General features: G+C 51.3%; 24 protein-coding genes, 1 tRNA gene and 1 riboswitch. Of the genes, 14 read left to right on the forward strand and 11 right to left on the reverse strand.

Going from position 1 to position 26,909, the window contains the following annotated elements:
- The first annotated feature begins 6 nt into the window (after positions 1–6).
- Entirely contained in the window at positions 7–363 is a 357-nt protein-coding gene (locus tag DRI82_RS04385; protein WP_114192268.1) for a type IV toxin-antitoxin system YeeU family antitoxin, read from the forward strand.
- A gap of 81 nt (positions 364–444) precedes the next feature.
- Positions 445–1,296 carry a DUF4942 domain-containing protein gene (locus DRI82_RS04390; RefSeq protein ID WP_114192269.1) on the forward strand — a complete coding sequence of 284 codons (852 nt, stop codon included), beginning with the start codon at positions 445–447 and terminating at the stop codon, positions 1,294–1,296.
- Positions 1,297–1,401: 105 nt separating this feature from the next.
- On the opposite strand, the gene DRI82_RS04395 is transcribed toward DRI82_RS04390, so the two are convergent.
- Positions 1,402–1,478 (reverse strand) — tRNA-Ile (locus DRI82_RS04395).
- 132 nt (positions 1,479–1,610) lie between these two features.
- On the opposite strand from DRI82_RS04395, the gene mug reads away from it, so the two are divergent.
- The gene (gene mug / locus DRI82_RS04400) at positions 1,611–2,105 is read left to right on the forward strand and encodes a G/U mismatch-specific DNA glycosylase (protein WP_114192270.1); all 495 of its coding nucleotides are present in this window, start codon (positions 1,611–1,613) and stop codon (positions 2,103–2,105) included.
- Between the two features lie 60 nt (positions 2,106–2,165).
- Here mug and rpoD read toward each other — a convergent pair whose 3' ends face one another.
- The 3 genes from rpoD to rpsU form a co-directional block, all read right to left on the reverse strand.
- On the reverse strand, positions 2,166–4,004 hold the full coding sequence (gene rpoD, locus DRI82_RS04405; protein ID WP_114192271.1) for an RNA polymerase sigma factor RpoD: 1,839 nt from the start codon (positions 4,002–4,004) through the stop codon (positions 2,166–2,168).
- A gap of 157 nt (positions 4,005–4,161) precedes the next feature.
- On the reverse strand, positions 4,162–5,910 hold the full coding sequence (gene dnaG, locus DRI82_RS04410) for a DNA primase (RefSeq protein ID WP_114192272.1): 1,749 nt from the start codon (positions 5,908–5,910) through the stop codon (positions 4,162–4,164).
- Positions 5,911–6,044: 134 nt separating this feature from the next.
- Positions 6,045–6,260: a 30S ribosomal protein S21 gene (rpsU, locus tag DRI82_RS04415; RefSeq protein WP_001144069.1), complete on the reverse strand. Its 216-nt coding sequence runs from the start codon at positions 6,258–6,260 to the stop codon at positions 6,045–6,047.
- Between the two features lie 374 nt (positions 6,261–6,634).
- Here rpsU and tsaD point away from each other — a divergent pair, with 374 nt between their 5' ends.
- Positions 6,635–7,648: a tRNA (adenosine(37)-N6)-threonylcarbamoyltransferase complex transferase subunit TsaD gene (gene tsaD / locus DRI82_RS04420; protein ID WP_114192273.1), complete on the forward strand. Its 1,014-nt coding sequence runs from the start codon at positions 6,635–6,637 to the stop codon at positions 7,646–7,648.
- 248 nt (positions 7,649–7,896) lie between these two features.
- Here tsaD and plsY read toward each other — a convergent pair whose 3' ends face one another.
- Positions 7,897–8,553: a glycerol-3-phosphate 1-O-acyltransferase PlsY gene (gene plsY / locus DRI82_RS04425; protein ID WP_114192274.1), complete on the reverse strand. Its 657-nt coding sequence runs from the start codon at positions 8,551–8,553 to the stop codon at positions 7,897–7,899.
- A gap of 107 nt (positions 8,554–8,660) precedes the next feature.
- Here plsY and folB point away from each other — a divergent pair, with 107 nt between their 5' ends.
- Both folB and bacA read left to right on the forward strand, forming a co-directional pair.
- The gene (folB, locus tag DRI82_RS04430; protein WP_114192275.1) at positions 8,661–9,017 is read left to right on the forward strand and encodes a bifunctional dihydroneopterin aldolase/7,8-dihydroneopterin epimerase; all 357 of its coding nucleotides are present in this window, start codon (positions 8,661–8,663) and stop codon (positions 9,015–9,017) included.
- A 143-nt stretch (positions 9,018–9,160) separates the two neighbouring features.
- Positions 9,161–9,979, forward strand: a complete 819-nt coding sequence (gene bacA, locus DRI82_RS04435) for an undecaprenyl-diphosphate phosphatase (RefSeq protein WP_114192276.1) — start codon at positions 9,161–9,163, stop codon at positions 9,977–9,979.
- 118 nt (positions 9,980–10,097) lie between these two features.
- Here the strand turns inward: bacA and DRI82_RS04440 are convergent, their stop codons facing one another.
- On the reverse strand, positions 10,098–11,339 hold the full coding sequence (locus DRI82_RS04440; protein WP_114192277.1) for a multifunctional CCA addition/repair protein: 1,242 nt from the start codon (positions 11,337–11,339) through the stop codon (positions 10,098–10,100).
- Between the two features lie 175 nt (positions 11,340–11,514).
- Complete coding sequence (locus tag DRI82_RS04445; protein WP_114192278.1) at positions 11,515–12,132, reverse strand: TIGR04211 family SH3 domain-containing protein; 618 nt, start codon at positions 12,130–12,132, stop codon at positions 11,515–11,517.
- 231 nt (positions 12,133–12,363) lie between these two features.
- Here DRI82_RS04445 and DRI82_RS04450 point away from each other — a divergent pair, with 231 nt between their 5' ends.
- The 4 genes from DRI82_RS04450 to yjeH all read left to right on the forward strand — a co-directional run bounded on the left by DRI82_RS04450 (position 12,364) and on the right by yjeH (position 19,439).
- Entirely contained in the window at positions 12,364–13,671 is a 1,308-nt protein-coding gene (locus DRI82_RS04450; protein WP_114192279.1) for a CYTH domain-containing protein, read from the forward strand.
- Between the two features lie 52 nt (positions 13,672–13,723).
- Positions 13,724–16,561 carry a bifunctional [glutamate--ammonia ligase]-adenylyl-L-tyrosine phosphorylase/[glutamate--ammonia-ligase] adenylyltransferase gene (gene glnE / locus DRI82_RS04455; RefSeq protein WP_114192280.1) on the forward strand — a complete coding sequence of 946 codons (2,838 nt, stop codon included), beginning with the start codon at positions 13,724–13,726 and terminating at the stop codon, positions 16,559–16,561.
- A gap of 166 nt (positions 16,562–16,727) precedes the next feature.
- Positions 16,728–18,158: a bifunctional D-glycero-beta-D-manno-heptose-7-phosphate kinase/D-glycero-beta-D-manno-heptose 1-phosphate adenylyltransferase HldE gene (gene hldE, locus DRI82_RS04460; protein WP_114192281.1), complete on the forward strand. Its 1,431-nt coding sequence runs from the start codon at positions 16,728–16,730 to the stop codon at positions 18,156–18,158.
- Positions 18,159–18,185: 27 nt separating this feature from the next.
- Entirely contained in the window at positions 18,186–19,439 is a 1,254-nt protein-coding gene (yjeH, locus tag DRI82_RS04465) for an L-methionine/branched-chain amino acid transporter (protein ID WP_114192282.1), read from the forward strand.
- Positions 19,440–19,537: 98 nt separating this feature from the next.
- On the opposite strand, the gene ubiK is transcribed toward yjeH, so the two are convergent.
- A complete protein-coding gene (gene ubiK / locus DRI82_RS04470; protein ID WP_114192283.1) occupies positions 19,538–19,837 on the reverse strand; it encodes a ubiquinone biosynthesis accessory factor UbiK in 300 nt (99 codons plus the stop codon).
- Positions 19,838–19,995: 158 nt separating this feature from the next.
- Positions 19,996–20,169: riboswitch (FMN riboswitch) on the forward strand.
- A gap of 118 nt (positions 20,170–20,287) precedes the next feature.
- Here ubiK and ribB point away from each other — a divergent pair.
- Positions 20,288–20,941 carry a 3,4-dihydroxy-2-butanone-4-phosphate synthase gene (gene ribB, locus DRI82_RS04475; RefSeq protein WP_114192284.1) on the forward strand — a complete coding sequence of 218 codons (654 nt, stop codon included), beginning with the start codon at positions 20,288–20,290 and terminating at the stop codon, positions 20,939–20,941.
- 249 nt (positions 20,942–21,190) lie between these two features.
- Positions 21,191–21,973 (forward strand): 4,5-DOPA-extradiol-dioxygenase, encoded by a 783-nt coding sequence (gene ygiD, locus DRI82_RS04480; protein WP_114192285.1) that lies wholly within the window; start codon positions 21,191–21,193, stop codon positions 21,971–21,973.
- Positions 21,974–22,053: 80 nt separating this feature from the next.
- Here ygiD and DRI82_RS04485 read toward each other — a convergent pair whose 3' ends face one another.
- From DRI82_RS04485 to tolC, 3 genes are all read right to left on the reverse strand, one after another.
- Positions 22,054–23,214, reverse strand: coding sequence for a glutathionylspermidine synthase family protein (locus DRI82_RS04485; protein ID WP_114192286.1), 1,161 nt, complete (start codon positions 23,212–23,214; stop codon positions 22,054–22,056).
- 14 nt (positions 23,215–23,228) lie between these two features.
- Positions 23,229–23,885, reverse strand: coding sequence for a DUF1190 family protein (locus DRI82_RS04490; RefSeq protein ID WP_114192287.1), 657 nt, complete (start codon positions 23,883–23,885; stop codon positions 23,229–23,231).
- Between the two features lie 207 nt (positions 23,886–24,092).
- Entirely contained in the window at positions 24,093–25,601 is a 1,509-nt protein-coding gene (gene tolC, locus DRI82_RS04495; RefSeq protein ID WP_114192288.1) for an outer membrane channel protein TolC, read from the reverse strand.
- 226 nt (positions 25,602–25,827) lie between these two features.
- Here tolC and nudF point away from each other — a divergent pair, with 226 nt between their 5' ends.
- Complete coding sequence (nudF, locus tag DRI82_RS04500) at positions 25,828–26,460, forward strand: ADP-ribose diphosphatase (RefSeq protein ID WP_114192289.1); 633 nt, start codon at positions 25,828–25,830, stop codon at positions 26,458–26,460.
- Entirely contained in the window at positions 26,460–26,885 is a 426-nt protein-coding gene (locus DRI82_RS04505) for a DUF1249 family protein (protein WP_114192290.1), read from the forward strand. Before nudF ends, DRI82_RS04505 begins: the two co-directional genes overlap by 1 nt.
- The last annotated feature ends 24 nt before the right edge of the window (positions 26,886–26,909 follow it).

Genomic DNA, 26,909 nt, shown 5'->3' on the forward strand with positions numbered 1-26,909 from the left:
CTAACGATGGAAAACCTCGAACCTGATACTACTCTACCGGCTCCCATCTGGGGCTTGCAGCGAGACATCACACCGCGCCTGGGTGCCAGATTGGTGCAACAGGGCAACCGCCTGCATTTTCTATCTGACCGTGCCGGTTTTGTCGGCGCATTTGCTCCTGATGTTCTTAAAACACTGGATGCCGCTTTCCCTGTGCTGATTAAACAGTTAGAAGCTTGCCAACGCTCCGGTGAACTCGACCAGCGTCGTCAGCATTGCGTCACCGTGCAGCACGCCAGTTTTACTTGCGATGCCGATACGTTAGGTAGCTTTGGCCATGTCTATATAGCGGTCTATCAGACGACACCGTCCAACCCGACATAAAACCGTAGAACACACATACCACACCCCACCTTTATACCTGCCTGCGATGACGCGGGCATTTTGTTTTTAAGGAACCCAGCTATGTCAACGGCATTGAATACGGTTATTGAACCCGATGTACTGACCGAGCACACCGAAGTGATTTGCTCCACCAGTATTGAACGTATCGTCACCGGACGTAACACCGCACTGACGCAGATTGAAGCCCTTATTTACCAGCTTAAAGATATCTCGGCCATCACTAACAGCATCGGTGGAGGAATAGCAAGAGATTGGGCCATGAGACAAGACTTCCGCTGCGGCTGCTGGCTTATGGAGAAAGCAGAAACAGCCATGCCAGTGATTACCCGCAATCTTGATCGCGATATATGGCGAGATCTGATGAAGCGCTCCGGCATGCTCGCGATCATGGATGCTCAGGCCCGTGACCAGTGGTACAGAAACCTGGAAGGGGATACTATTCCAGCCATCAGCGAAGAAAGCATTTACAGCACGTTCGAGCAGTTGCACCGTGATAAGGGCGAGGTGTTTGAACGGGGGGTGATCAACGTCTTCAAGTCGCTCTCCTGGGACTACAAATCGAACCATCCCTGTAAATTTGGCAAGAAAGTGATCGTCAATGGTTTGGTGAGTTATAACCAATGGGGATTTACACTGAACCACAGTTACCGGCGGGACCAACTGGCAGACCTGGAGCGAATGCTGTTCCTGCTGGATGGTAAACCGATCCCTGACAACCGTGGCGATGTTACTACCCGATTGATGGAGCATATTCGGGACAACCCTTCGAAGGATGTTTACCACGATGAGTTCTTCAGCATTCGTTACTTTCAGAAGGGAACCGCAGATATCACTTTCAAGCGGAGCGATCTGACAGAAAAGATGAATGATATCGTGGCGAAGCACTATCCGGGGATGCTGGCAGCGAGATGATGAAGAGGGTAGGGAAGCAATTCCTTACCTGACCCATTACCTGACCCGAAATCAAAATAAAGAAAAAGGAGTCAGACGATTTCTCATCTAACTCCTTGTTTTATATGGTGGCCCCTACTGGACTTGAACCAGTGACCAAGCGATTATGAGTCGCCTGCTCTAACCAACTGAGCTAAGGGGCCAGCGGGCGTGATTATACGGTAGTTATCATGCACCGGTCTACAGTTGTTATGTTCGTATGCTGGTTTTCTGTGCAATCTTAGCTCGTTGTATTTGCTGCGCCTTTTTTACCATAACGTGAGTCAGGGAGAACAATGATCACCGATATTATCGCGGATAATTTGTCAGTCGTTTTTTGTGGCATCAATCCTGGTTTATCCTCCGCTCACTATGGTTATCATTTTGCCAATGCTAATAACCGCTTCTGGAAAGTGATCTGGCAGGCTGGATTCACTGAACGATTGCTCGCACCTGAAGAAGAGATACACCTGCTTGATACGGGCTGTGGAATTACCATGCTGGTAGAACGCCCAACTGTGGAGGCGTCCGAGTTGGCTCGTGATGAACTACGTGCAGGTGGGGCGCTTATTATCAGCAAGGTGGAGCGATATCAACCACGGGCTTTGGCAGTGTTGGGTAAACAGGCATTCAGCAGTGCTTTTGGCGTGCGCAAGGTGACTTGGGGTCGTCAGGAACTAAAGATAGGGAAAACTGAAGTCTGGGTATTACCAAACCCCAGCGGTCTTAATCGCGCCACGCTTGAACAGTTGGTTGAATCTTATCGCGAATTGTTCCAATCTATTACGTAGCGTTTCATAGAAATGAAAAACCCCAGCTAGCTGGGGTTTTTTGTGACTCAATGACCTGGGTTAGTCATCCAGGAAACTGCGAAGGACTTCTGAACGGCTTGGGTGGCGCAGTTTGCGTAAAGCCTTGGCTTCGATCTGACGAATACGCTCACGGGTAACGTCAAACTGTTTGCCGACTTCTTCCAGCGTATGATCGGTATTCATATCAATACCAAAACGCATGCGCAGAACTTTCGCTTCACGGGCGGTCAGGCCAGCCAGAACGTCATGCGTTGCAGAACGCAGGCTTTCCGACGTTGCTGAATCCAGAGGCAGTTCGAGAGTCGTATCCTCGATGAAATCACCAAGATGCGAATCTTCATCGTCACCGATCGGCGTTTCCATGGAGATCGGCTCTTTGGCGATTTTCAGCACCTTGCGAATCTTGTCTTCTGGCATCAACATACGTTCAGCCAGCTCTTCCGGCGTTGGTTCGCGGCCCATTTCCTGTAGCATCTGGCGCGAAATACGGTTGAGTTTGTTGATAGTCTCAATCATATGCACCGGAATACGGATGGTACGCGCCTGGTCAGCGATCGAACGGGTAATGGCCTGACGAATCCACCATGTGGCATACGTGGAGAACTTATAACCACGACGGTATTCGAACTTGTCTACCGCTTTCATCAGACCGATGTTGCCTTCCTGAATCAGATCGAGGAATTGCAGACCACGGTTGGTGTATTTCTTCGCGATAGAAATAACCAGACGCAAGTTTGCTTCCACCATCTCTTTCTTGGCGCGGCGGGCTTTCGCTTCACCAATCGACATACGACGGTTGATGTCTTTAACCTGCTCGATTGTCAGACCGGTCTCTTCTTCAATCTGACGCAGTTTCTGCAAGCTGCGCTGTACATCTTCGCTAACTTCTTTCAGCTTCTCAGACCAAGGCTTGGCCATGGCAATGGCAGCTTCAAACCAGGATTCACTGGTTTCGTTACCGGAGAACAGATTGACGAAGTTTTTCTTCGGCATTTTGCACTGCTCAACGCACAGCTTCATGATGATACGTTCCTGGGTACGCACACGATCCATCATGGAACGCATGCTGTTCACCAGCAAATCAAATTGCTTTGGTACCAGGCGGAACTGTTTGAACACTTCAGACAGTTTCAGAATTTCTTCTGCAGCGCTGTTGTGACTACGACCATTTTTCTTGATAACCAGACGCGTCATTTCATGTTGTTCACGCAAATCGGTGAACTTCTGACGGGCTAGTTCCGGGTCGATACTGTTGTCGTCTTCAGTATCGTCGTCTTCTTCCTCGTCTTCATCTTCATCATTCAACTCTTCGTTGGACAATTCAGAACCGACGTGAGTAGCGGTAGGTGCGATATCTTCTTCCGCGTTCGGATCGACAAAACCGGTGATCAGATCTGACAGGCGCGCTTCGCCCGCTTCAACACGATCATACTGCTCCAGAAGATAAGTGATGGCTTCTGGATATTCGGCGACCGAACACTGAACCTGGTTGATACCGTCTTCGATACGTTTGGCGATGTCGATTTCACCTTCACGCGTCAGCAATTCAACGGTACCCATCTCACGCATGTACATGCGCACCGGGTCGGTTGTACGACCAATTTCAGATTCGACACTAGACAGCACCTGAGCAGCCGCTTCCGCAGCATCCTCATCGGTGTCAGACGTATTTTCTGCCAGCATTAAATCATCGGCATCCGGTGCTTCTTCCAGCACCTGGATACCCATGTCGTTAATCATCTGGATGATGTCTTCGATCTGCTCGGACTCGACGATATCTTCCGGCAGATGGTCATTGACCTCAGCATAGGTCAGATAGCCTTGCTCCTTACCACGGGTGACAAGTAGCTTCAGCTGTGACTGCGGGTTTTGCTCCATAAGACGGTATCCACACTTCAGAGTATTTGGGTTGGTGTCGGTCGGCGAAACCGCCAACAATAACATTTGGGGCGTTTTAGTTGTTGCCGCGGCCCGCTATGGCGGCATTGTGCAGGGCATCGCCCTTGCTTTTATCGGCACTTAAGCCGTTTGGAATTCAATTTTTCTTTGCCAGCACTTGATTAAGTGAACGAACTTCTTCACGTTCTTCCGGACTTAAACCATGTGTCCGGGCTTGGGCTATCAGCGTCTCCAGACGTTTTTCTAAAACTGAGTCATAGAGGCTGGCCAGCGTGTCCACAAATGTCTCTTCAACCATATCCTCAACGATCATGTGGTTCCATGTCGCCAGGATTTCAAGCTGCTGGCTAAATTTATTGTCGCGATATTGCTCAAGTAACTGGCCGGTAGTCAGTCCCGGTTGCGCCAAAGACGTTTCCACGAGCTCAATAAACAAATCGAGCCCAGGCTGTTTGGCTTGCTCCAACCCTTGTAGTGAGGGTATAAGTGTAGCCAGTTGCGGATTTTGTACCAGTAACCCTATCAGTATACGCATGGTTGTGCGTTTTAGCTGGGGTGGCTGGTAACCATTCGCATTTTCAGTGTGTTTCGGCAGTAACTTCTCGAGCTGACTGTCGTCCAGTATCCCTAATTTGTTCCCAAGCTGTTGACGCAGATAGAGCCTCAGCGTCTCTCCCGGTACCTGACCAATCAGCGGTAATGCCAGTGTGCTTAATTTTGCACGTCCGTCAGGACTGCTTAAATCCACTTGTGGCATCAGCGTTTCAAACAGGAACGTAGAGAGCGGTTGTGCGTACTCCATACGTTGTTCGAACGCGTCTTTACCCTCTTTGCGCACCAGCGTGTCAGGATCCTCACCATCAGGCAGGAACATGAACCTGAGCTGGCGCCCATCATTCAGGTACGGCAAGGCGGTTTCCAGTGCGCGCCATGCGGCTTCGCGACCGGCCCTGTCTCCGTCATAACAGCAAATAACGTTATCGGTAGCGCGGAACAACAGCTGAATATGTTCAGCCGTAGTTGAGGTTCCCAGCGAAGCAACGGCATAATCGATGCCAAATTGCGCAAGCGCTACCACGTCCATATAGCCTTCCACCACCAGAACACGCGTCAATTCCGGGTGGCTGACCTGGGCTTCATAGAGGCCATACAGCTGGCGGCCTTTATGGAAAATCTCTGTTTCCGGCGAGTTGAGATATTTGGGCATACCGTCGCCCAATACCCGCCCACCAAAGGCGATAACACGACCACGTTTATCGCGGATAGGGAACATAACCCGCTCACGAAAACGATCGTATGTCCTTCCTTGATCGTTAGTCACCAGCATCCCGGCATCGTTCAATGCACTTCGATCTTCAGGGTTTCTGCCAAATCGTTTAAGTGCGTTATCCCAACCTGCGGGAGCGAAGCCAATTGCAAAGTGTTTGGTGATATCGGCACTTAACCCGCGCTGCTCAAGATAATTGCGAGCTTGCGCCCCGGCAGGTTGAGTGAGTGACTGTTGATAGAACGCACTGAGCTGTTCCATCAATTGGTAAAGGCTCTGGCGTTGATGGCGTTCGATCTGCGTCGGCCCGGTTCCTGCCTCGTAAGGCACTTCCAGACCGTGCATGGTCGCCAACTCCTCAATGCTTTCGACAAACTCCAGTCGGTCGTAATTCATCAGGAAGTCGATGGCATTACCATGCGCACCGCAGCCAAAACAGTGATAAAACTGCTTGTCGCCATTAACGGTGAATGAGGGTGTTTTCTCATGGTGGAATGGACAACACGCGTGATAATTCTTTCCCTGCTTTTTCAATTTCACACGGGCATCAATCAGATCGATGATGTCGGTACGAGCCAGCAAGTCATTGATAAATACGCGCGGAATTCGCCCAGCCATAAGCCCCTTACTCACTAGCTTATAAACGAGAACAAGCCGCGCATTCCTTTCGGAAAGCACGGCCTTCGTATGCTACGACTAGTCTGCGCGCGCTTGAAACAACAAGCTCACGCGGTGGGGTTGCCCCCGAAGAATTAATACAGACGAGTGCGGCGTGCGTTTTCGCGAGCCAGTTTCTTCGCGTGGCGTTTCACTGCGGAAGCTTTGGCGCGTTTACGTTCGGTAGTCGGTTTTTCATAGAACTCACGACGACGAACTTCAGCTAAAACACCCGCTTTTTCGCAGGAGCGTTTGAAACGACGAAGAGCTACATCGAATGGCTCGTTTTCACGTACTTTAATTACCGGCATGTGCCTCTCACCTCAATAGAAATCGGTTTGTCGCTGGCATCTAGCGCCAGCCATTTTCAAAATGGTGCGGAATTTTACTTCAATGAGTGCTGCTTTGTAAAGCACCACAGCAAATTGAAACAGGCGTACCCAGGTTCGGAGCGCGCTTGTTACTGCATAGGGCGGCGATTATATACTAATCAGCTCAGATTGCTCGACATTAATTGTTCGCATCTCTACAGGTTATCAGTCACTTCGAGGCTATTTACTGAAGATAGGGGGGCGCAGTTGTACACTTTCAAGCCAGATACGCTAAAGATCCTACCGTACAAGTGGCGCGATGGCGATGCGGGTTGTGGTAAACTGTCAGCCGCGAGAAAAAGGTGGGAAAGGTAATGCGAGTACTTGGTATAGAAACATCCTGCGATGAAACTGGCATCGCAATCTACGACGATCGGGCTGGTTTGATAGCCAACCAGTTGTACAGTCAGGTTAAATTACATGCAGATTACGGCGGCGTTGTACCTGAACTCGCTTCCCGCGATCACGTGCGCAAAACGGTCCCCTTGATTCAGGCTGCGCTGAAAGAAGCCAACCTGAACGCTGGCGATATCGATGCCGTAGCCTATACCGCCGGGCCAGGACTGGTCGGTGCCTTGTTGGTAGGCGCAACAGTAGGGCGCGCGCTGGCATTTGCCTGGGACGTCCCCGCGATTGCCATCCACCATATGGAAGGCCATTTGCTGGCACCTATGCTGGAAGATAATCCGCCGGAGTTTCCTTTTGTGGCATTGCTGGTCTCGGGTGGGCACACGCAACTAATCAGCGTCACCGGTATTGGTCAATATCAACTGCTTGGTGAGTCAGTCGACGACGCAGCCGGAGAAGCTTTTGATAAAACAGCGAAATTGCTTGGGCTGGATTACCCCGGTGGCCCCATGCTCTCGAAAATGGCTCAGCAAGGTCACGCAGGCCGCTTTACTTTCCCTCGTCCCATGACCGATCGGCCAGGGCTGGATTTCAGCTTTTCCGGTTTGAAAACGTTTGCCGCAAATACTATCCGTGGTAACGAGGATGACGAACAAACCCGCGCCGATATCGCCCGGGCTTTTGAAGATGCCGTCGTCGATACGCTGGCCATAAAATGCAAACGCGCATTGGAACAGACCGGATTCAAGCGTCTGGTCATGGCGGGTGGCGTCAGTGCGAACCGCACATTGCGCAGTAAAATGGCTGAGATGATGCAAAAGCGTGGCGGTGAAGTTTTCTATGCCCGTCCAGAGTTTTGTACCGATAACGGCGCCATGATCGCGTATGCCGGTATGGTGAGGTTGGCGAATGGGAATCGGGATGAGTTGAGTGTGAGTGTCAGACCCCGCTGGCCGCTGGCCGACCTACAGAATGTCTGAGCGGGGCTGCGGCGGCGTTGCTGCGCTCATTCAAAATGCTCACATACTTAGTGTATGCTCCGCTTTTTCATGAGCTAGCGCCTTGCCTCGCTCCCGCTCAGTCATTCTGCTGCAGAACGTCTGATCGGGGCTGCGACTGCGTTGCTGCGTCCGCTCAAAATGCTCACATACTGATGTATGCTCCGCTTTTTCATGAGCTAGCGTTTTGCCTCGCTTTCACTCAGTCATTTGAACGCATTTAGAATGATCTAACTCTCTTTCTTTCTGGCTGCTGCTTCGGCAGCGGCGGCGGCTTTTTTGGCTTGGCGTTTTTTCAGCAGTTTATCCCAAATCTTACCTTCCTGACCGCGCCACAGGCGTTGGATATTGTCGTGATGCCGCATCAGGATCAGGCAGGAGAGCATCGCTACGGGGAAGGTAAACTGGGGTTTGAACCACCAGACGTAGAAGGGGGCAATCAGCGCACTGACAATGGCGCCCAGAGAGGAATAGCCGCTTAGCAGCACGGTTAGCAACCACGTACCAGTCATCAGGCCGGTCAAATCCCAGCCAATCGGAGCGATGGCACCAAAGGCAGTCGCTACGCCTTTTCCGCCTCGAAAATGGAAGAAAACCGGATAGATATGACCCACACAGGCCGCAATTGCCGTGATGCCGAGGTACATTGGCGGCACATCCAGTTTGTACGCGACCCAGACGGGCAACATACCTTTCAGTACATCAAAAATCAGTACCGTTGCGGCAGCACCTCGCCCACCAATGCGCAGAACATTGGTCGCACCGGGATTTCCCGAGCCATTCTCTCGCGGATCCGGCAGCCTGGCGATCCGGCAGACCAGGATCGCGCTGGATATTGAGCCACACAGATACGCGAAGATAATCATACCAAGCGCGATAGCACTCATAACTCGCTTCCGTCTAATAGGGGTCGTTTTAATCGCAACATCTGTGGATAATACGCATAATTGGCAGGAAGTGGTATCCGACAGACCCAAAAACAGAGAATGACGTGATGGACATCGTATTTATAGAGCAACTGACCGTAATCACCACTATCGGTGTTTATGACTGGGAACAAACCATCCGGCAGAAGCTGGTGTTCGATATCGAAATGGCGTGGGACAACCGCAAAGCGGCGGCCAGTGATGATGTCAATGATTGCCTGAGTTATGCAGATATTTCTGAGGCCATCATCCAGCATGTGGCGCCCAATCGCTTTGCATTGGTGGAGCGCGTGGCAGAGGAAGTATCTGAAATATTACTAGAACGCTTCAAATCCCCCTGGGTACGTATTAAGGTCAGTAAGCCCGGAGCCGTGGCTGACGCGGTGAGTGTGGGTGTCATCATTGAACGTGGTCACCGTGATTGATAGCTGGATTTGGTTTGTCACAAAAATGAAACCAAATCCCGCTAGTTTGGTCATAACATAGTGATAACGTAATGAATATTAAGCGGCATAGATAGCATAAGCCGCTTTTTTGATGCGTATTTTTTAGGGGTAAGGAATATTACATGGCGGATCTTCATTCGTTAGTTATTGCATTCATTCTTGGGGTGGTTGAAGGACTAACGGAGTTTTTACCAGTTTCTTCTACAGGTCACATGATTATCGTAGGGAGTTGGCTCGGATTTACTGATGACAAAGCAAAAACATTCGAAGTTATCATTCAGTTAGGATCTATTCTGGCTGTTGTGGTGATGTTCTGGCGTCGGTTGTTTGGATTAATCGGCATTCATTTTGGTCAGGTTCCTCATGACGGTGCCGGTAAGGGGCGATTAAAGCTCGGGCACATTCTGCTGGGGATGATCCCTGCGGTAGTCATTGGATTGATCTTTCACGATGTTATCAAATCTCTGTTTGAGCCTAAAAACGTCGTGTATGCGCTGGTGGTAGGGGGTTTCCTGCTGCTGGCTGCGGAATGGTTGAAACCGAAGCATCCGCGTGCTGTAGGTCTTGATGATATTACTTACCGCCAGGCTTTCATGATCGGCTGCTTCCAGTGTCTGGCGCTGTGGCCCGGCTTTTCCCGTTCAGGAGCTACGATCTCCGGTGGTATGCTGATGGGCGTGAGTCGTTTCGCCGCATCAGAATTTTCATTCATCCTCGCTGTTCCCATGATGCTGGGTGCCAGTGCACTTGATCTCTATAAAAGTTGGCATTTCCTGACGCTGGCTGATTTGCCGATGTTTGCTGTGGGTTTTGTCACGGCGTTTGTTGTCGCGTTGATTGCGATTAAAACCTTCCTGGCGATTATCAAAAAGATTTCGTTTGTTCCCTTCGCTATCTACCGTTTCATCGTAGCGGCTGTGCTTTACTTTGTGCTTTTTTAAAGGATCGGTTTTCTTTTAAAGAGCCGGTTTCTTCTGAGGTTTTAAGAACCTGAAAGTCTGGTGATAAACAAAAAACCCCGCAAAGGCAGCTTTACGGGGTTTTTTGTTATCTGGGGGATCAGGACGTTTGTTCTGCTTCCTGCTGCTGTTTCCATTCAGCGAGCGCCTTCTGACGCCGACGCTTCAATTCATCCCGGATTGCCATCCCCTGGAAACCACTGTCGATAACCTCTTTTATCGAGACCGCGTTCGCCACCCTATAAGCCTGACGCAAATAATCGCCTTGGGGGTAGGGGTTCTGTTCAAAACCGGTACGGCCCCGTGCATCGGCCTCGCTGGTCATGATGATCTGTTCCAAACGTTGAGGCTTACGCCATACATCTATGGTATCTAATAGTTTCAACAGAGTTTCGGGGCGTAGTTTATTGATTGTATGGATAAGATCATGATACTCAGCCACCAGTTTCGCCAGATCGCGAATAGGGTTCGGTACCCGAAAACGCAGGCATAACGCATCAACCAACTTTACTCCGGCTGGTCCATGACCGTGATGATGTGGCCAGTACTCTGGCGGAGTGAGTCCTTTCCCTAAATCGTGGCACAGCGCTGCAAAACGCACATCCACATCTGGGCTCAATGTAGCAGCCATTTTCAACGTCATGAGCGTATGGACACCGGTATCGATCTCCGGGTGCCACTTCTCTGGTGCAGGAACACCAAAGAGATTATCAATCTCGGGGAAAAGGATTTTCAGTGCGCCACAGTCGCGTAAAACCTGGAAATAGACCTGAGGATCGCGGGTCAGCAGCGCTTTTTCGGTCTCCCGCCAGACGCGTTCGGCAGTCAGTTCGGTCAGTTCACCGTCTTCGGCCATTTGCTGTATAAGCGACAGGGTTTCCGGTGCAATGGTGAAGCCCAGATGAGCGAAGCGGGCAGCAAAACGCGCCACGCGCAGGACGCGCAGCGGATCTTCACCAAACGCGGCAGAAACATGGCGCAGGACGCGCTCATCAATGTCTCGCTGACCGTGGTAAGGATCGATAAGCTCCCCGTCGGCACTGCGTGCGATTGCATTGACTGTCAGATCCCGACGCAGCAAATCCTGCTCAAGCGTCACATCCGGTGCGGCGTAGCAGGTAAAACCGTTGTAGCCAGAACCTGACTTGCGTTCAGTACGGGCGAGGGCATATTCATCGTGGCTGACGGGGTGGAGGAATACCGGAAAATCTTTGCCGACCTGCTGATATCCCTGATCGAGCAACTGTTGTGGCGTGGCACCGACGACGACCCAGTCATGCTCTGTCACTGGCAGATTTAACAAACTGTCGCGGACGGCACCGCCGACAAGATAGATCTTCACTGTATGACTCCTGACAATTTTGTTTCATTTTCTGCGGCTGCGATGCAACTGGTTAGTGCAACAAGCGGGGCTGGAAAAAAAGTGCTCTGTTCAGTGTAGCGTGGCAGAGGGGGGAAAGACAAAAGGGCACTCAGTGCCCTTTTAAGAATAATGGTCAATGGCGGCAAAGATTGCCTCAACTCATCCAGCGATCTTTTCTTCTGCGCGGAATGAGATGGGGAAGCAGCAGGCCCAAAATTAACCCTACGCCAGCCACACCGCCACCATACATGAACCACTGGAGGATGATGGTGCGTTGTTTATCATCCAACTGCACATTCACGGCGTTGACTTTTTTCTGGGCAACAACCAACTGGTCTTTAAGTTTCTGATTTTCATCTTTAAGACTGTTGATAATGCCATCGCTGGCGGCGACTTTCTGCTGCATATCCGCAGTACGCTGGTTCCAGCTTTTATCAATATTGGTCAGCTTGTCAGTCAGCGTGGTGACTTGTTGTTCCAGTTCGGGTACGCGAGCACGCATGCTCGGGGTGTCACTGAGCTGATCCAATGGGATCCAGTTGGTGCGCCCTTTATCATCACGAATCTGGGCATAATTTGTTTCGTCATTGACGCTCAGCACGGTGACTTCATCACCTGCCTTCATGGCGCCAGTAATCCGGTATTGCTTACCTGGCCCGCTTTGGACCAGGGTAGTTAATTCATCGGATATGTAGCGCTTTTCTTCAGCATGCGCGCCCCAAATAAAGCTAAATGAGAGCAAAGAGAGACAAATCAGGCGTAATTTCTGCATTAGTTCATCGTTTCTGAGTGAATTTATGGAACGATAGTAGAGGGTTCAGTTTGACGGTGCAACGCATAAACCGGAATGAGAACTATCCTACAATCAGGTTTGATGCGGCATGGCAGCATATTTCACGCCGCCCCGAGAGACTTATCCCCCCTACCTGAGATAGTATTTATCGATATTCAGTTAATCCCAAAGTATCTCCATGCTTTGGAAAACCTTGGTGTGAATGAGATTATGACCGTAGAAATAGAACTAAAGTTCATCGCCAGTCCGGCAGCCATCGCCGATCTGCCTGCAACCCTGTCCGGTCTGACGTTTCAGCACGTCGCGCCTCAAACGCTGACGAATATCTATTACGAAACGCCAGATAATACACTACGAAACTATAATTTTGGTTTGCGTATCCGTGGTTATGATGATCAATACGAAATGACGCTCAAAATCGGCGGCAAAGTGACCGGTGGGTTATATCAGCGTCCGGAATATAATATCCCACTGTCGGAAGCTCAGTTGGATATTGCCCTGTTTCCTGCAGAGATTTGGCCAGAAGGTTGTGATGTAGCCAAACTGCAAGCAGAGCTACAGCCGCTGTTCTGGACAGATTTTGTGCGTGAGAAGTGGGTAATCACTTACCAGCAGAGCGAGATTGAACTTGCTCTCGATCAGGGGACATTCAGTGCCGGTGAGTTGAGTGAGCCGCTTTGTGAAATCGAACTTGAGCTCAAACAGGGTAGCGTAGACGATCTTCTGGCATTGGCGACCCTCTTGGGCAGTCACGGGGGATTACGCCAGAGCAGTTTGAGCAAAGCCGCGCGCGGTTATCATTTGGCGCAGGGTAATGAGCCTCGTAAATTACGCGCCCTACCGGTTCTTATTGCGCCGCCGAAAGCCACAGTGGAACAGGGCATGGTTTGCGCGCTGGAAATGGCCCTCAGCCATTGGCAATATCATGAAGAGCTCTGGCTGCGTGGTGATGCCAGTGCCCGTCATTCAGTGATTGAGGCGCTGGGAGCAATCCGTCAGACGCTGACCCTCTTTGGCGGCTTGATTCCGCGGAAGGCGACGACCGAATTACGCGCCTTGCTCACGTCCATTGAGCCGCAAATCGAAGAGGCTGATGTCGAAGCCGAGGCACTGTGCTTCAGCACCGACTACCTAAAATGTAAGTTGGTACTTACATCGTGGCTGATTACTGAAGCCTGGAAGCCTTTCATTGACGACAAGTCGCAGAAAAAGCTCGCTGGCTCATTCAAACGTTTTTCCGACATCATGCTGGGGCGTTGCCGGGCAGAGTTGAAAGACGCATTCTTTACCCCATTGACCGACGAGGGCTATATTGATCAATTACCTCGTCTGTCACGCCAAATTATTGCCTTCCATCTCTTGTCTGGCGCGTATCCAGCCAGTGCCTGGCAGCCCTATATCGAGAGCTGGCAGACGTTGCAACAGTCTATTGTCCAGCAGCAACAAGCCTGGCTCGAAGCTGCACGCAAGCACGCGTTACTGCAGGCTCCGTTCTGGTTAAATGGTACGGCGAGTTAATTGTACAAGGGCCCGGCTGAAGACCGGGCCAAAACGTTAAAAGGGATCTGACATGCTGCCACTGACTCCTGAGCTTGATGCGCAGGCCGAAACTGTTTTACAGCGTTTAACCCCATCACTTTCAGGCAGTTCAGTCCCTGACGGGTATGACAGAGCGGCCCTTGCGTTAAGTGATTTTGTCAGCGATAGCCTGGTTGCCCATCCCGAGTGGTGGCAGGCGTTACATCAACAGCCCCCTGAACCGCAGGAATTTGAGCATTATCCGCTGTGGCTGGCGCAGGCTTTACACGAAGTGAGTGATGAAGCCAGCCTGATGCACACGTTAAGGCTCTTCCGTCGTCAGATTCTGACCCGTATCTCCTGGTCACAAACCTTACAGACCAGCACTCCCGAACAGACACTTAAGCAACTCAGCGAATTGGCAGAAACCCTGATCGTCAGCGCCCGGCAGTGGCTTTACGACGCCTGTTGCCGCGAATGGGGGACGCCAACCAACGTACACGGAGAAGCTCAACCTCTTCTGATCCTGGGAATGGGGAAACTGGGGGGCGGAGAGCTTAATTTTTCTTCCGATATTGATCTGATTTTTGCCTATCCCGAAAACGGTCAAACGCGGGGAGGAAGGCGAGAACTGGACAATGCGCAATTTTTCACCCGTCTGGGGCAGCGGTTAATTAAAGCGTTGGATCAACCGACCATTGACGGATTTGTCTATCGCGTAGACATGCGTTTACGGCCATTTGGCGAGAGCGGGCCGCTGGTCATGAGTTTCTCTGCGCTTGAGGATTATTACCAGGAGCAAGGACGGGACTGGGAGCGCTACGCCATGGTCAAGGCACGCCTGATGGGTGGCGCTGACGATCATTACAGTCAGGAATTGCGTCGAACCCTGAGGCCTTTTGTTTTCCGCCGCTATATTGATTTCAGCGTGATTCAGTCATTGCGCAATATGAAGGGAATGATCGCCCGCGAAGTTCGCCGACGCGGCTTGAAGGACAACATCAAACTGGGTGCTGGCGGCATCCGCGAAATCGAATTTATTACCCAGGTTTTCCAGTTAATACGCGGTGGGCGGGAACCTTCTTTGCAACAGCGAGCCTTGCTGCCTACGCTAAAGGCGGTACGTGAACTGGGTTTATTGCCAGACAACCAGATTGAGGATTTGAGTTCCGGCTACCTGTTCTTGCGCCGTCTCGAAAACCTCTTGCAGGCGATTGCCGATGAGCAGACACAAACATTGCCCGCAGATAGACTCAATCAGGCGCGATTGGCATGGGGCATGGGGTTTGCCAATTGGGATGAACTTGTGCTCGCGCTAGAAAACCATATGCAGGCGGTTCGCGCGGTATTCAATGAATTGATCGGCGACGATACCCCGGATATTGGCGAAGATCCGGGCTTTGAGCGCTACAACACCCTCTGGCATGATGCCTTGGAAGAGAGTGAACTGTCGCCTCTCGCGCCTCAGCTTGATCCAGATTCCAAACGGCAACTTCTGCGTACCATTACCGAATTTCGCCATGACGTCGATAAACGGACCATTGGGCCGCGCGGGCGGGAAATGCTTGATCAACTGATGCCGCGCCTGTTGGCTGAGGTCTGCGTCCGCCCAAACGCTGATGTTACCCTGGTTCGCTTAACGAAGTTTCTGCTGAGTATTGTTACCCGCACGACCTATATCGAATTATTGGTTGAATACCCCGGCGCTTTAAAGCACTTGATCCGGCTTTGTGCGGCATCCCCGATGGTAGCCAATCAGCTTGCGCGATATCCCTTGCTGCTGGATGAGTTACTCGATCCCCACTCGTTGTATCAGCCACTTGCGCCGGGCGCCTACCGTGACGAATTGCGTCAGTACCTGCTGCGCGTTCCCGAGGATGACGAAGAACAACAGCTTGAAGCACTGCGACAGTTCAAACAGGCACAGCAATTGCGCATCGCCGCCGGTGATATTTCCGAGGCGTTGCCAGTAATGAAAGTCAGCGACCATCTGACTTATCTGGCTGAGGCTATTATTGATGCGGTCGTGCAACAAGCCTGGAAGCAAATGGTCTCACGCTATGGTCAGCCAACGCATTTGCAACACCGTGAGGGGCGTGGGTTTGCCGTGATCGGTTATGGGAAGTTGGGCGGTTGGGAACTGGGTTACAGTTCGGATCTGGATTTGGTATTCCTGCTGGATTGTCCGCCAGAGGTGATGACGGATGGCGAGCGTAGCATTGATGGTAAACAGTTCTACTTGCGTCTGGCCCAGCGGATTATGCATCTGTTCAGCACCCGCACGTCATCCGGGATCCTCTACGAAGTTGATGCAAGACTTCGTCCGTCCGGCGCAGCGGGAATGTTGGTGAGCACGGTTGATGCTTTTGTCGAGTACCAGCAGAAAGAAGCCTGGACCTGGGAACATCAGGCGTTGGTCAGGGCGCGAATTGTGTATGGTGATCCTCTTTTGCATCAACAGTTTGACCGAATTCGTCACGACATTCTCTGCCGTCCGCGGGACGATCGGCAATTGCGTCAGGAAGTCCGCGAGATGCGGGAAAAAATGGTCACCCATCTCGGCAATAAACAGCGCGACCGTTTTGATCTCAAATCGGATCCGGGCGGGATTACGGATATTGAGTTCATCGCCCAGTATTTGGTACTGCGTTATGCGGCACACGAGCCTCGCCTGACGCGCTGGTCAGACAATGTGCGTATTTTTGAGCTGATGGCGACGTACGGCATCATGGAGGAAGAAGAGTCTGCGGCGCTAACGCATGCCTATGTTTCTATGCGTGATGAAATTCATCATCTGGCGTTGCAAGAGCTGTCTGGCAAGATGGCAAACGACTGTTATGAAACGGAGCGCAAGCAAGTGACAGCGAGCTGGAGCAAATGGTTAGGTTGAGAGACGGCGCGCAAAAATAACGTCAGTCCCATGACGGGGTAAGCCTGTCATGCCAACATCATGCGATGGAAACGTACCTTGGCATACGGCCATGCGCCTTTTGCATCGCGTTTAATGCGTCTGTGATATTATCCGGCGCACTATTTTTATCTGTCTGGAGTATGGGATGAAAGTGAATCTGCCTGATTTTCACCGTGCAGGTGTACTGGTGGTTGGTGATGTGATGTTGGACCGCTATTGGTATGGGCCGACCAGCCGTATTTCGCCTGAAGCACCGGTTCCTGTGGTTAAAGTCGAGACGATCGAAGAGCGTCCTGGTGGCGCGGCCAACGTCGCGATGAATATTGCTTCTTTGGGTGCAAATTCGCGTCTGGTGGGTCTGACTGGAATCGATGATGCGGCACGGGCGTTGAGTGCCAAACTGAATGAAGTGAATGTTCACTGTGATTTTGTCTCAATTCCCACGCACCCGACGATTACCAAGTTGCGCGTATTGTCGCGGAACCAGCAACTGATTCGCCTGGACTTCGAAGAGGGATTTGAGGGGGTGGATGTGCAGCCCATACTGGAACGTATCCAGTCTTGCCTGCCAAAAATCGGTGCGTTGGTTCTTTCTGATTACGCCAAAGGTGCGCTGAGCAAGGTACAGCCAATGATCGCGCTGGCGAAAGCGGCTGGCGTACCGATTTTGATTGATCCCAAAGGGACTGATTTCGAGCGCTATCGTGGAGCCACGCTGCTGACCCCGAATCTCTCAGAATTTGAAGCCGTGGTCGGGCACTGTAAAGGTGACGCACAGATTGTTGAACGTGGCATGAAGCTGATCGCGGATTTCGAACTTTCCGCGTTGCTGATTACCCGTTCAGAACAGGGTATGACGCTGTTGCAGCCGGGCAAAGCCCCGTTGCATCTGCCAACGTTGGCGCAGGAAGTGTATGACGTGACCGGTGCCGGTGACACGGTGATCGGCGTACTGGCTGCCGCGCTGGCTGCAGGCAACACGCTTGAAGAGTCGTGCTTCCTGGCGAATGCGGCGGCGGGCGTGGTGGTCGGTAAACTCGGGACATCAACGGTATCGCCCATTGAGCTGGAGAATGCGGTTCGTGGTCGTTCGGATACTGGCTTCGGTGTGATGACGGAAGAGCAGTTGAAGCAGGCAGTAGCACTGGCCCGCCAGCGTGGTGAAAGCGTTGTGATGACCAATGGCTGCTTCGATATTCTGCATGCAGGTCACGTCTCTTATCTGGCCAATGCCCGTAAACTTGGCGATCGCCTGATTGTGGCGGTTAATAGCGATGCCTCTACCAAGCGCCTCAAGGGTGAAAGCCGGCCAGTCAATCCTCTGGCACAGCGCATGATCGTTCTGGGCGCGCTCGAAGCGGTTGATTGGGTTGTGCCGTTTGAAGAAGATACGCCGCAACGCCTGATTGCTGATGTTCTGCCTGATCTGTTGGTAAAAGGTGGGGATTACAAACCTGAGGATATCGCAGGCAGCAAAGAAGTCTGGGCGGCAGGTGGGGATGTCAAGGTATTGAATTTCGAGGATGGATGTTCAACGACCAATATCATTAAAGCGATTAAAGAGGGTCGCGGTTAAACGCCGGATCTGACAGGTGTCAGTATTGTGAGTGGATTAAAGCAGGAGCTGGGGCTGGCACAGGGTGTGGGACTGCTCTCAACGTCGTTACTGGGTACGGGTGTTTTCGCCGTACCTGCACTGGCAGCACAACTCGCCCACGAGGACAGCTTGTGGGCGTGGCCAATTCTGTTGGCATTGGTTTTTCCCATCGCCATCGCATTTGCCGCATTGGGGCGTCATTTTCCCAGTGCTGGTGGAGCCGCTCACTTTGTGGGGATGGCGTTTGGCCCACGGATGGCGCGCGTGACAGGGTGGTTATTCCTGTCGGTTATCCCGTTCGGTTTACCCGCTGCACTGCAGATAGCGGCAGGATTTTGGCAGGCGGCATTTGGTTGGAGCAGCGATCAGCTTCTGTTGGTGCAACTTGCAACGCTGCTGATTATTTGGTTGCTTGGTACAAGGAGTGCCGGATCCAGCGCCAATGTTCAAACCTTGATTGCCATACTGATCATTGCGATGGTAATCGCCATCTGGTGGCGTGGCGGTATTACGCCAGCAGAAATCCCCTGGCCCGCTGTCGCTGACATCTCTCCCCCTAATATGGCCAATGCGCTGGCTGTGATGTTCTGGTGTTTTGTCGGCCTTGAAGCGTTTGCCCATCTCGCCACTGAATTCCGGCATCCAGAGCGTGATTTTCCCCGCGCATTGCTGATCGGCCTGCTGGTCGCCGGTGCCGTGTATTGGGGTTGTACCGTGGCGGTATTGAACTTTAATGCCTTTGGTGAGGGGCGGGAAGCTGCCGCATCCCTGCCAGGGATTGTGGTGCAACTTTTTGGCCAGCATGCGTTATGGATCGCCTGCATTATTGGTTATCTGGCCTGTTTTGCGAGCGTGAATATTTACACGCAGAGTTTTTCCCGTCTGGTATGGTCCCAGGCGCAAGAGCGTCCAACCAGCAAGCTGGCAGCACTTTCTGCCGGACAAGTTCCGGTGAATGCGCTGAGTGTCGTGGTTGGCAGCTGTTTGGTATTTACCTTGCTGATTTATTGGCTGCATCTTCCCCTGGATACGTTGATTGTTTATGCCAACGGGATTTTCGTCCTGATCTATTTGCTGTGTATGTTGGCTGGGTGTCGCATTTTGGCTGGGCGCTCAAAAACCATGGCACTGATAGGGTCTGTTTTGTGCTGTTTGCTGTTGGTGATGATTGGTTGGAAGTCGATGTACGCGCTGGGGATGTTTGCCGCACTGTGGTTACTCTTGCCCCGCGTGAAAAAGGCAAAAGCACGGCACCCGTGATTTGTCGGTATTATCGCGACGCCAAGGGAAAAAGAAAGAATCAGGTCAGGGATGTCGCTGCAGGGTAGCGCAATTGAGCTGCCCTGCATATTCCAGGATTACGCCTCAGGGGTTTGGTTTTCTACTTTGATTTCATCTTCTACAATGGCGACGGGGTTTTGCTTCGCTTCCATTTGATTCAGGCGATGTTCCAGCATGGCCACTTTCTCGCGTGTACGCAGCAAGACCTGGGTCTGCACATCAAACTCTTCACGACTGACCAGATCCAGCCTGGTGAGCTGACTTTGGAGTATCTGACGAATCTTCTTCTCTACATCATCCCCGAAGTCGCGAATACCTTTCGGCATAGACTCATGCACCTGGCGTGCGATTTGTTCAATTTTTTTCGGGTCAAACATGGTAGTTACCTTTTCTGCAGATAAGTTGCTTTAGCTTAGTGTAATCCGAGATAAGCAATCTATAAACATTTATACAACAGGTGTGTGACTTCGCATTGGTGTGCATTTTGTGCAACGGGCTAATTGCCCTTAATTTCTATTGGCGTTATAGTAAACATGCTTATTCTCAGGGCGGGGTGAAAGTCCCCACCGGCGGTAAACCACAAGTTTATTGATGGCCTCATGTCATCAGAGTGGAAGCCCGCGAGCGCTCATACCTTCGGGTATAGAGGTCAGCAGATCCGGTGTAATTCCGGGGCCGACGGTTATAGTCCGGATGGGAGAGAGTAACGGCTTTAGTCGGGCTAATATGCCCGCGTGCGTTATTTTTTTGACCGTAGTGGTTACGGTTACCCTCCTCAAGCTCGCCCTGGTTCTGGTAATCCATATAAACAATGAGGTTTTTTTACCATGAATCAGACGCTACTTTCAGATTTCGGTACGCCAGTTGAACGTGTAGAACGCGCGATTGAAGCGCTGCGCAATGGCCGCGGCGTAATGGTGCTGGATGATGAAAATCGTGAAAATGAAGGTGATATGATTTTCGCTGCTGAAACCATGACTGTAGAGCAAATGGCTCTCAGTATTCGTCATGGCAGCGGAATTGTGTGTCTGTGCCTGACCGATGAACGCCGCAAGCAACTCGAATTACCGATGATGGTTGAGCATAATTCCAGTCAGTTCCAGACCGCCTTTACCGTGACCATCGAGGCTGCAAAAGGTGTGACTACCGGTGTTTCTGCTAGCGATCGCCTGACGACTATCCGTACTGCAATCGCGGATGATGCCAAGCCTTCCGATCTCAATCGTCCTGGGCACGTATTCCCTCTGCGTGGTCAACCGGGTGGTGTTTTGACCCGCCGTGGCCATACTGAAGCGACGATTGATCTCGTGACTATGGCTGGTTTCAAACCTGCCGGTGTCCTGTGTGAATTGACGAATGATGATGGCAGCATGGCGCACGCACCAGAAGTCATTGAGTTTGCCAAAAAACATGAGATGCATGTCGTTACCATTGAAGATCTGGTGGCTTACCGCCAATCCGAGTCCCGCAAGGCAAGCTGATTTTTAATTATTGATTTTTAATAATTACCAGCACTGGTAAACCTTTAAAGGCCGCGATTGCGGCCTTTTTTGTGACGAGCGTTAAACCACTTCCACCGGATGCGGTGATTCTCTGTTCAAAATTATTGAATATCTCCATCATGGTTATCCGGCTGTAACCCTGGCTAAAAAAGAGTAACGTATTTGTATCAGGCGATGGTCCTGCAAAGGCGTTGCTGCAACTCTTTCACTTTGTCCAAGGAATTAGCTATGACCACTTCACGTATGCCCGCCCTGTTCCTCGGCCACGGTAGCCCGATGAATGTGCTGGAAGAAAATAGTTATACCCAGGCATGGCGTGCATTGGGTCAATCCCTGCCGCGACCTAAAGCTATTTTGGCTATTTCTGCGCACTGGTACACCAGGGGTACGGCAGTCACTGCGATGGAAAAACCGCGTACCATCCATGATTTCGGCGGTTTTCCTCAGGCGTTATTCGATACGCAATACCCGGCTCCGGGATCTCCAGCGCTTGCCGCAAGGGTTCAACAATTGTTGTCACCAATACCAGTAACGGCGGATAAAACGGAATGGGGCCTTGACCATGGTTCCTGGGGCGTGTTGATCAAAATGTACCCGGAAGCTGATATTCCGGTTGTCCAATTGAGTATTGATGGAACGCAGCCAGCCGAATATCACTATCAGTTAGGGCAGAAACTGGCCGCGTTGCGTGATGAAGGCGTCCTGATTGTTGCCAGCGGCAATGTTGTGCATAACCTGAGAATGGTGAAATGGCAGGGCGATACCGCGGCATATCCCTGGGCAGAGTCGTTCAATAATTATGTGCGGGATAATCTGGACTATAAAGGCGACCATCATCCTCTGGTTAATTTTATGGAACATGAGGGGGCGGCTTTATCGAATCCCTCTCCAGAACACTATCTGCCGTTATTGTATGTATTGGGAAGCTGGAACGGTGAAGAACCGATAACGCTGCCGACAGACGGTATTGAGATGGCATCACTGAGTATGCTGTCAGTGCGGGTTGGGTAAGGTTATTGCGAAAAAAAGAAGGAGGGTAATGCAGACATTACCCTTCCTGTCTTTTGCAAAATTGACGGGATAAACAAACCCTAATCGATAATGACATGCGGATAGAACCGCGACAGATCCTGCGTGATCAGCGCACGGTCTTCGCGCAAACCTATTCCGCACGGTTGATCGTCTATCAGCCAACTGCCAATCAGCGTGTAGCTGTCATCAAAACGTGGCAATGGATGGAATTGCTGGATGATCATCCCTTCTTCACCGTAAGGGCCATCAACGCGGGCGATTTCCTTACCATTTTCGATAATCTGGATATTGGCACCTTCCCGCGAAAACAGCGGCTTGATGACGTAGTGATCCAGTTCCGGGTGATCGTCTTGCGCGAAGTAGGCGGGCAACAAATTCGGGTGATCCGGGAACATTTCCCACAACTGTGGCAGCAAGGCCTTATTCGACAGAATCGCTTTCCAGGCGGGTTCTAACCAACTGACGCCCGCATCTTCCAGCTTGGTCGAAAAGATCTCGCGGAACATAAATTCCCAAGGATAGAGTTTAAACAGATAGCTGATCACCTGATCGTGCAGATCGGTAAATTGGCCTCGTTCGCCCAGCCCAATCTCTTCCATAAACAGGAATTCACTCGGTAAACCCGCTTCCAGCGCACAGTCCTGAAGGTATTGTACGGTGCCGCGATCCTCTTGCGTATCCTGACAGCAGGCAAAGTGCAGCAGGCCGAAACCGTGACGCTCTTTGAGCTCAGCGAAACGCTCGATCAGTTTTTCCTGCATGCTGTTAAATTGGTCAGCATTTTCTGGCAGATTGCCCGCATTGATTTGGTCTTCCAACCACAACCATTGGAAGAATGCCGCTTCATAAAGCGAGGTGGGCGTATCGGCATTATTTTCGAGCAGTTTGGGCGGATTCACGCCGTCGTAAGCCAAATCCAGACGCGAATAAAGTGACGGTTTCTGTAGACGCCATGAGCTTCTGACAAATTCCCAGCAATGTTTTGGAATGCAGAATTTGGTCATCAACTGATCGCTGTTCACGACCTTTTCCACCACCTTGAGGCACATTTGGTGCAGTTCGGCAGTGGCATCTTCCAGTTCTTCAATCTGCGCCAGCGTAAACTGGTAATACGCATCTTCACACCAGTAGGGCTCGCCATACATTGTGTGAAATTGAAATCCGAACTCGGTGGCTTTTTCACGCCAGTCAGGGCGTTCTGTGATCGCGACACGTTTCATTTATTTCTCTTTCCTCATCCGCCCATGGAACGGGAGCCGGATGTGGAACTGCTGCGCTGCATGGTGTTCTGTTTGGCGACGCTGTCACCGAAACCACCGCGGGTTACGGTGCTGGTCGTTGCAGGTTTGGGTGCCATGGCAGTTTTAGGTACGGTAACTGTCCGGCCCGGCGTAGCAGCGCCGTAGTTTTTACCGCTGGCATCAACAAATTTCCCATTGGCTGGACTGTTTGCAGCCTTGGAAGTGAATAATGGCTGTTGCGAAAAACCCGCGCCACCGCCCATCATCCGACCCATCATGTAGCCTGCCATCAGCGGCATCCACATACTGCCACTTTGTTGGGATTGTGCCGCCATACCTGCCTGGGCAGGCGCTTCGGTACATTGTGACTCACCGAATTCTGCGACACAGTCTTCACGGGTGGCGTATTTGGGGGCAGTGCGTGCGGCTTCTTTTTGCGCTTCGTTATACGCGGTGACACATTGTGCGCTATTCGACGGATTGGCTGCGGAGCAATCATCGGCATTCTGATACAGCGAGACGGTTTCGTCTGCTTTTTCACAACCGGACAAAATAAACGCGGAGCTTATTGCGAACGCGATAGGTGCAACACGGTAAGTGCGGCACGCTTTGCGAAATGTGCTCAAGTTGATGTTTTTAGTCCGTTTCATCGTAATTTATCCTCTTACTCAGGGTTTTTCAGGCCCTTTCCCAGTAGTGGCCTTAGAATAGGGGAAAGGTGCTCATATTTAAAGTATGAATGTTTCCAGCACGGTGAGATGGCCGGGGAAGGCTTTTCCTTGTGCACCGTGTCACGTTTTAAACCAAAAAAAACGGCGCGCCCCTGAGAGTCGCGCCGTTTTCATTCATTCAATGAATCAGTTATTGAATGGGTTCCGCGCGCTTGAGGTCGACGTAGTCGCCGCAGGCGTGGTATTCACACGGGTTGGTGTTGCAGCCGGGGTTTGCACCGCCGCCTGCTGATTATTGTAACCCTCTGCGTTGGCATCCTGAGCGCTATTCTCCGGGGCAATCGCCTCAGCCGTTGTCGGGATGACTTTACCTAATGCGCTATTTAGCGACAGTAAGTCGTTTTCATTGAGCGTTCCCAATGCAGATTTGATATTCAGTTCATTAATCAGATAGTTATAACGAGCGTTGGACAACTGTTGTTTGGCATTGAACAGCGTGGTTGTGGCATCCAGAACGTCAACGATGGTACGTGTGCCGACCTGATAGCCTGCCTCCATGGCATCCAGAGAACTTTGCGCAGACACAACGGCCTGTTTGTAGGCACTGACGCTGCTGATCGACGCCGAAATATTGTTAAACGAGGAACGCACGGTCTGTACGACGCTGCGATGCGCGCTTTCCAACTGCTCACTGGCGCCGACAAAGTTGAATTGCGCCTGTTTCACCTGAGACGTCACTGAGCCACCGCTGTACAGCGGCAGATTGAAACTCAGGCCAACGCTGTTCTGCCCACTGTCACCGTTACGGCTGGTGGTGGAATCTGCCAGCGAACCGCTGTAACGACTGTTTGCTACACTGGTCGAAGCCGTCAAACCGACTGTCGGCATATGACCGGTTTCGGCGTAACGGATTTGCTCACGCGCCAAATCCTGCGACAAGCGGGCAGAAAGCAGACTGAGGTTGCGGCTTTCCGCTTCTTTCAGCAGGCTGTTGACGGCTTGTGGACGCTGGGTGGTGAAGCGATCAATGTTCAGCGAAGCCAACTGCGGATAATAACGACCGGTCACCTGGCGCAGAGATTCCACTGCATTGTCCAGATTATTACGGGCGGTCACTTCATCAGCCAGCACGCTGTCATATTGTGCGCGGGCGTTCTGTACGTCGGTGATGGCAACCAGCCCCACGTTGAAACGCTGGGTGGTTTGATCCAACTGACGGTAAATAGCCTGTTTCTGTGCTTCAGTGTAAGAGAGCGAATCAATGGCGCTCAAAACATTGAAATAGGCCGTCGCCGTATTAAGAATCAACGCCTGCTGATCAACCTGGAAGCTAACATCCTGAATACCAGCTTGTTTCTCTTGCAGCGTCAATGCACGCCATTTGGACATATCAAAGATAGTCTGTGTCAATTGAAGTGCTGCGCCGGTGGTGTTTTGGTTCAATTCACCATCGGTGCCGGGGGTCTTGTAGGTATTGGTATATGTATAGTCAGCGCCTAAACCTAACTGGGGCAATAATGGACTGCGTGCTTCATTAATTTTTTCGAATGCAGCATCACGATCTGCGGCAGACTTACGCAAGTCAGGATTGCTTTCTCTGGCCTGTTGATAAACCTGCAGCAGGTTCTCTGCCTGGCTCATTGCACTAAAGCCGCCCAGGCTTAGTCCGATAAGAAGGGGGAGCAGTTTCTTCATTTGCATTCCTTGTTGTGCAGCTATGTTGCTTTGGTAGCGCTGTCGATAAACGAAATTGTGCTAATTCTACCAGAGTCTGCCTGAGAGGCCAGTTGGCCGAATGTGCCATCTGCCTATATTTACTTAATCTAACATAAACAAGACTGAATATTATTAATGCTGTTTTATCATTGTTACCTGCAAAACGCGTTAAATTTATCATCATGGATCGTTAAGGGAGAAAAAAATGGCTGCTTCAGATCGTTCACCGGTGACTTTCACGCAAAACGATGTAGAAATTATTGCACGAGAGTCGCTGTACAGTGGTTTTTTTTCACTCACGTTATATCGCTTCCGCCATCGTCTATTCAATGGCGAAATGAGTGGTGAGGTTACCCGTGAGATTTTTGAGCGCGGGCATGCGGTGGTGCTGCTACCCTATGACCCAGTTCGCGACGAAGTTGTATTGATAGAGCAAATACGTATCGCCGCGCTGGAAACCAGCCAAAGCCCATGGCTGTTGGAAATGGTCGCCGGTATTATTGAACCGGGGGAGAGCGTTGAGGATGTGGCGCGTCGCGAAACAATGGAAGAAGCCGGGTTGGTGGTCGGTCGCAGTAAACCCGTGTTAAGTTATTTGGCCAGCCCGGGGGGCACCAGTGAGCGTTTGTCGATTCTGGTGGGAGAAGTGGATGCTACCCTGGCTGAGGGCCTGCATGGTTTAGAGGAAGAGAACGAAGACATCCGCCTGCACGTAGTGAGCCGGGAGCAGGCTTACCGTTGGGTGGAAGAGGGAGCTATCGACAATGCTGCGTCTGTCATTGCCTTGCAATGGTTGGCGTTGCACCATGAATCTCTAAAACAAGAGTGGTCAAATTAATGAAGAAGCGCTATATCCCTGATTTTCCTGAAATGATGAGGCTGTGTGAAACCAATTTCGCGCAATTGCGCCGTTTGATGCCGCGCAATGACGAAGTCGGTGAAACTATATCTTATCAGGTGAATGGCGCGACCTATCGGCTGACTATAATTGAGTCGACGCGGTATACCTCTTTGATTGAGATCCAGCAGATTGTGCCGGCGGTAAGCTATTGGAGCCTGCCAGCCATGACGGTTCGGCTGTATCACGACGCGATGGTTGCGGAAGTGTGTTCCAGTCAGCAGATCTATCGATTTAAAGCACGTTATGATTATCCGAATAAAAAGTTGCATCAACGCGACGAAAAGCATCAAATTAACCAGTTTCTTGCTGATTGGTTGCGCTATTGCTTGGCGCATGGAGCGATGGCAGTTCCGGTTTGTTAGACAGACTTAAATAACAAAGGACAC

Source organism: Edaphovirga cremea, from assembly GCF_003332275.1.
Lineage (GTDB): Bacteria > Pseudomonadota > Gammaproteobacteria > Enterobacterales > Enterobacteriaceae > Edaphovirga > Edaphovirga cremea.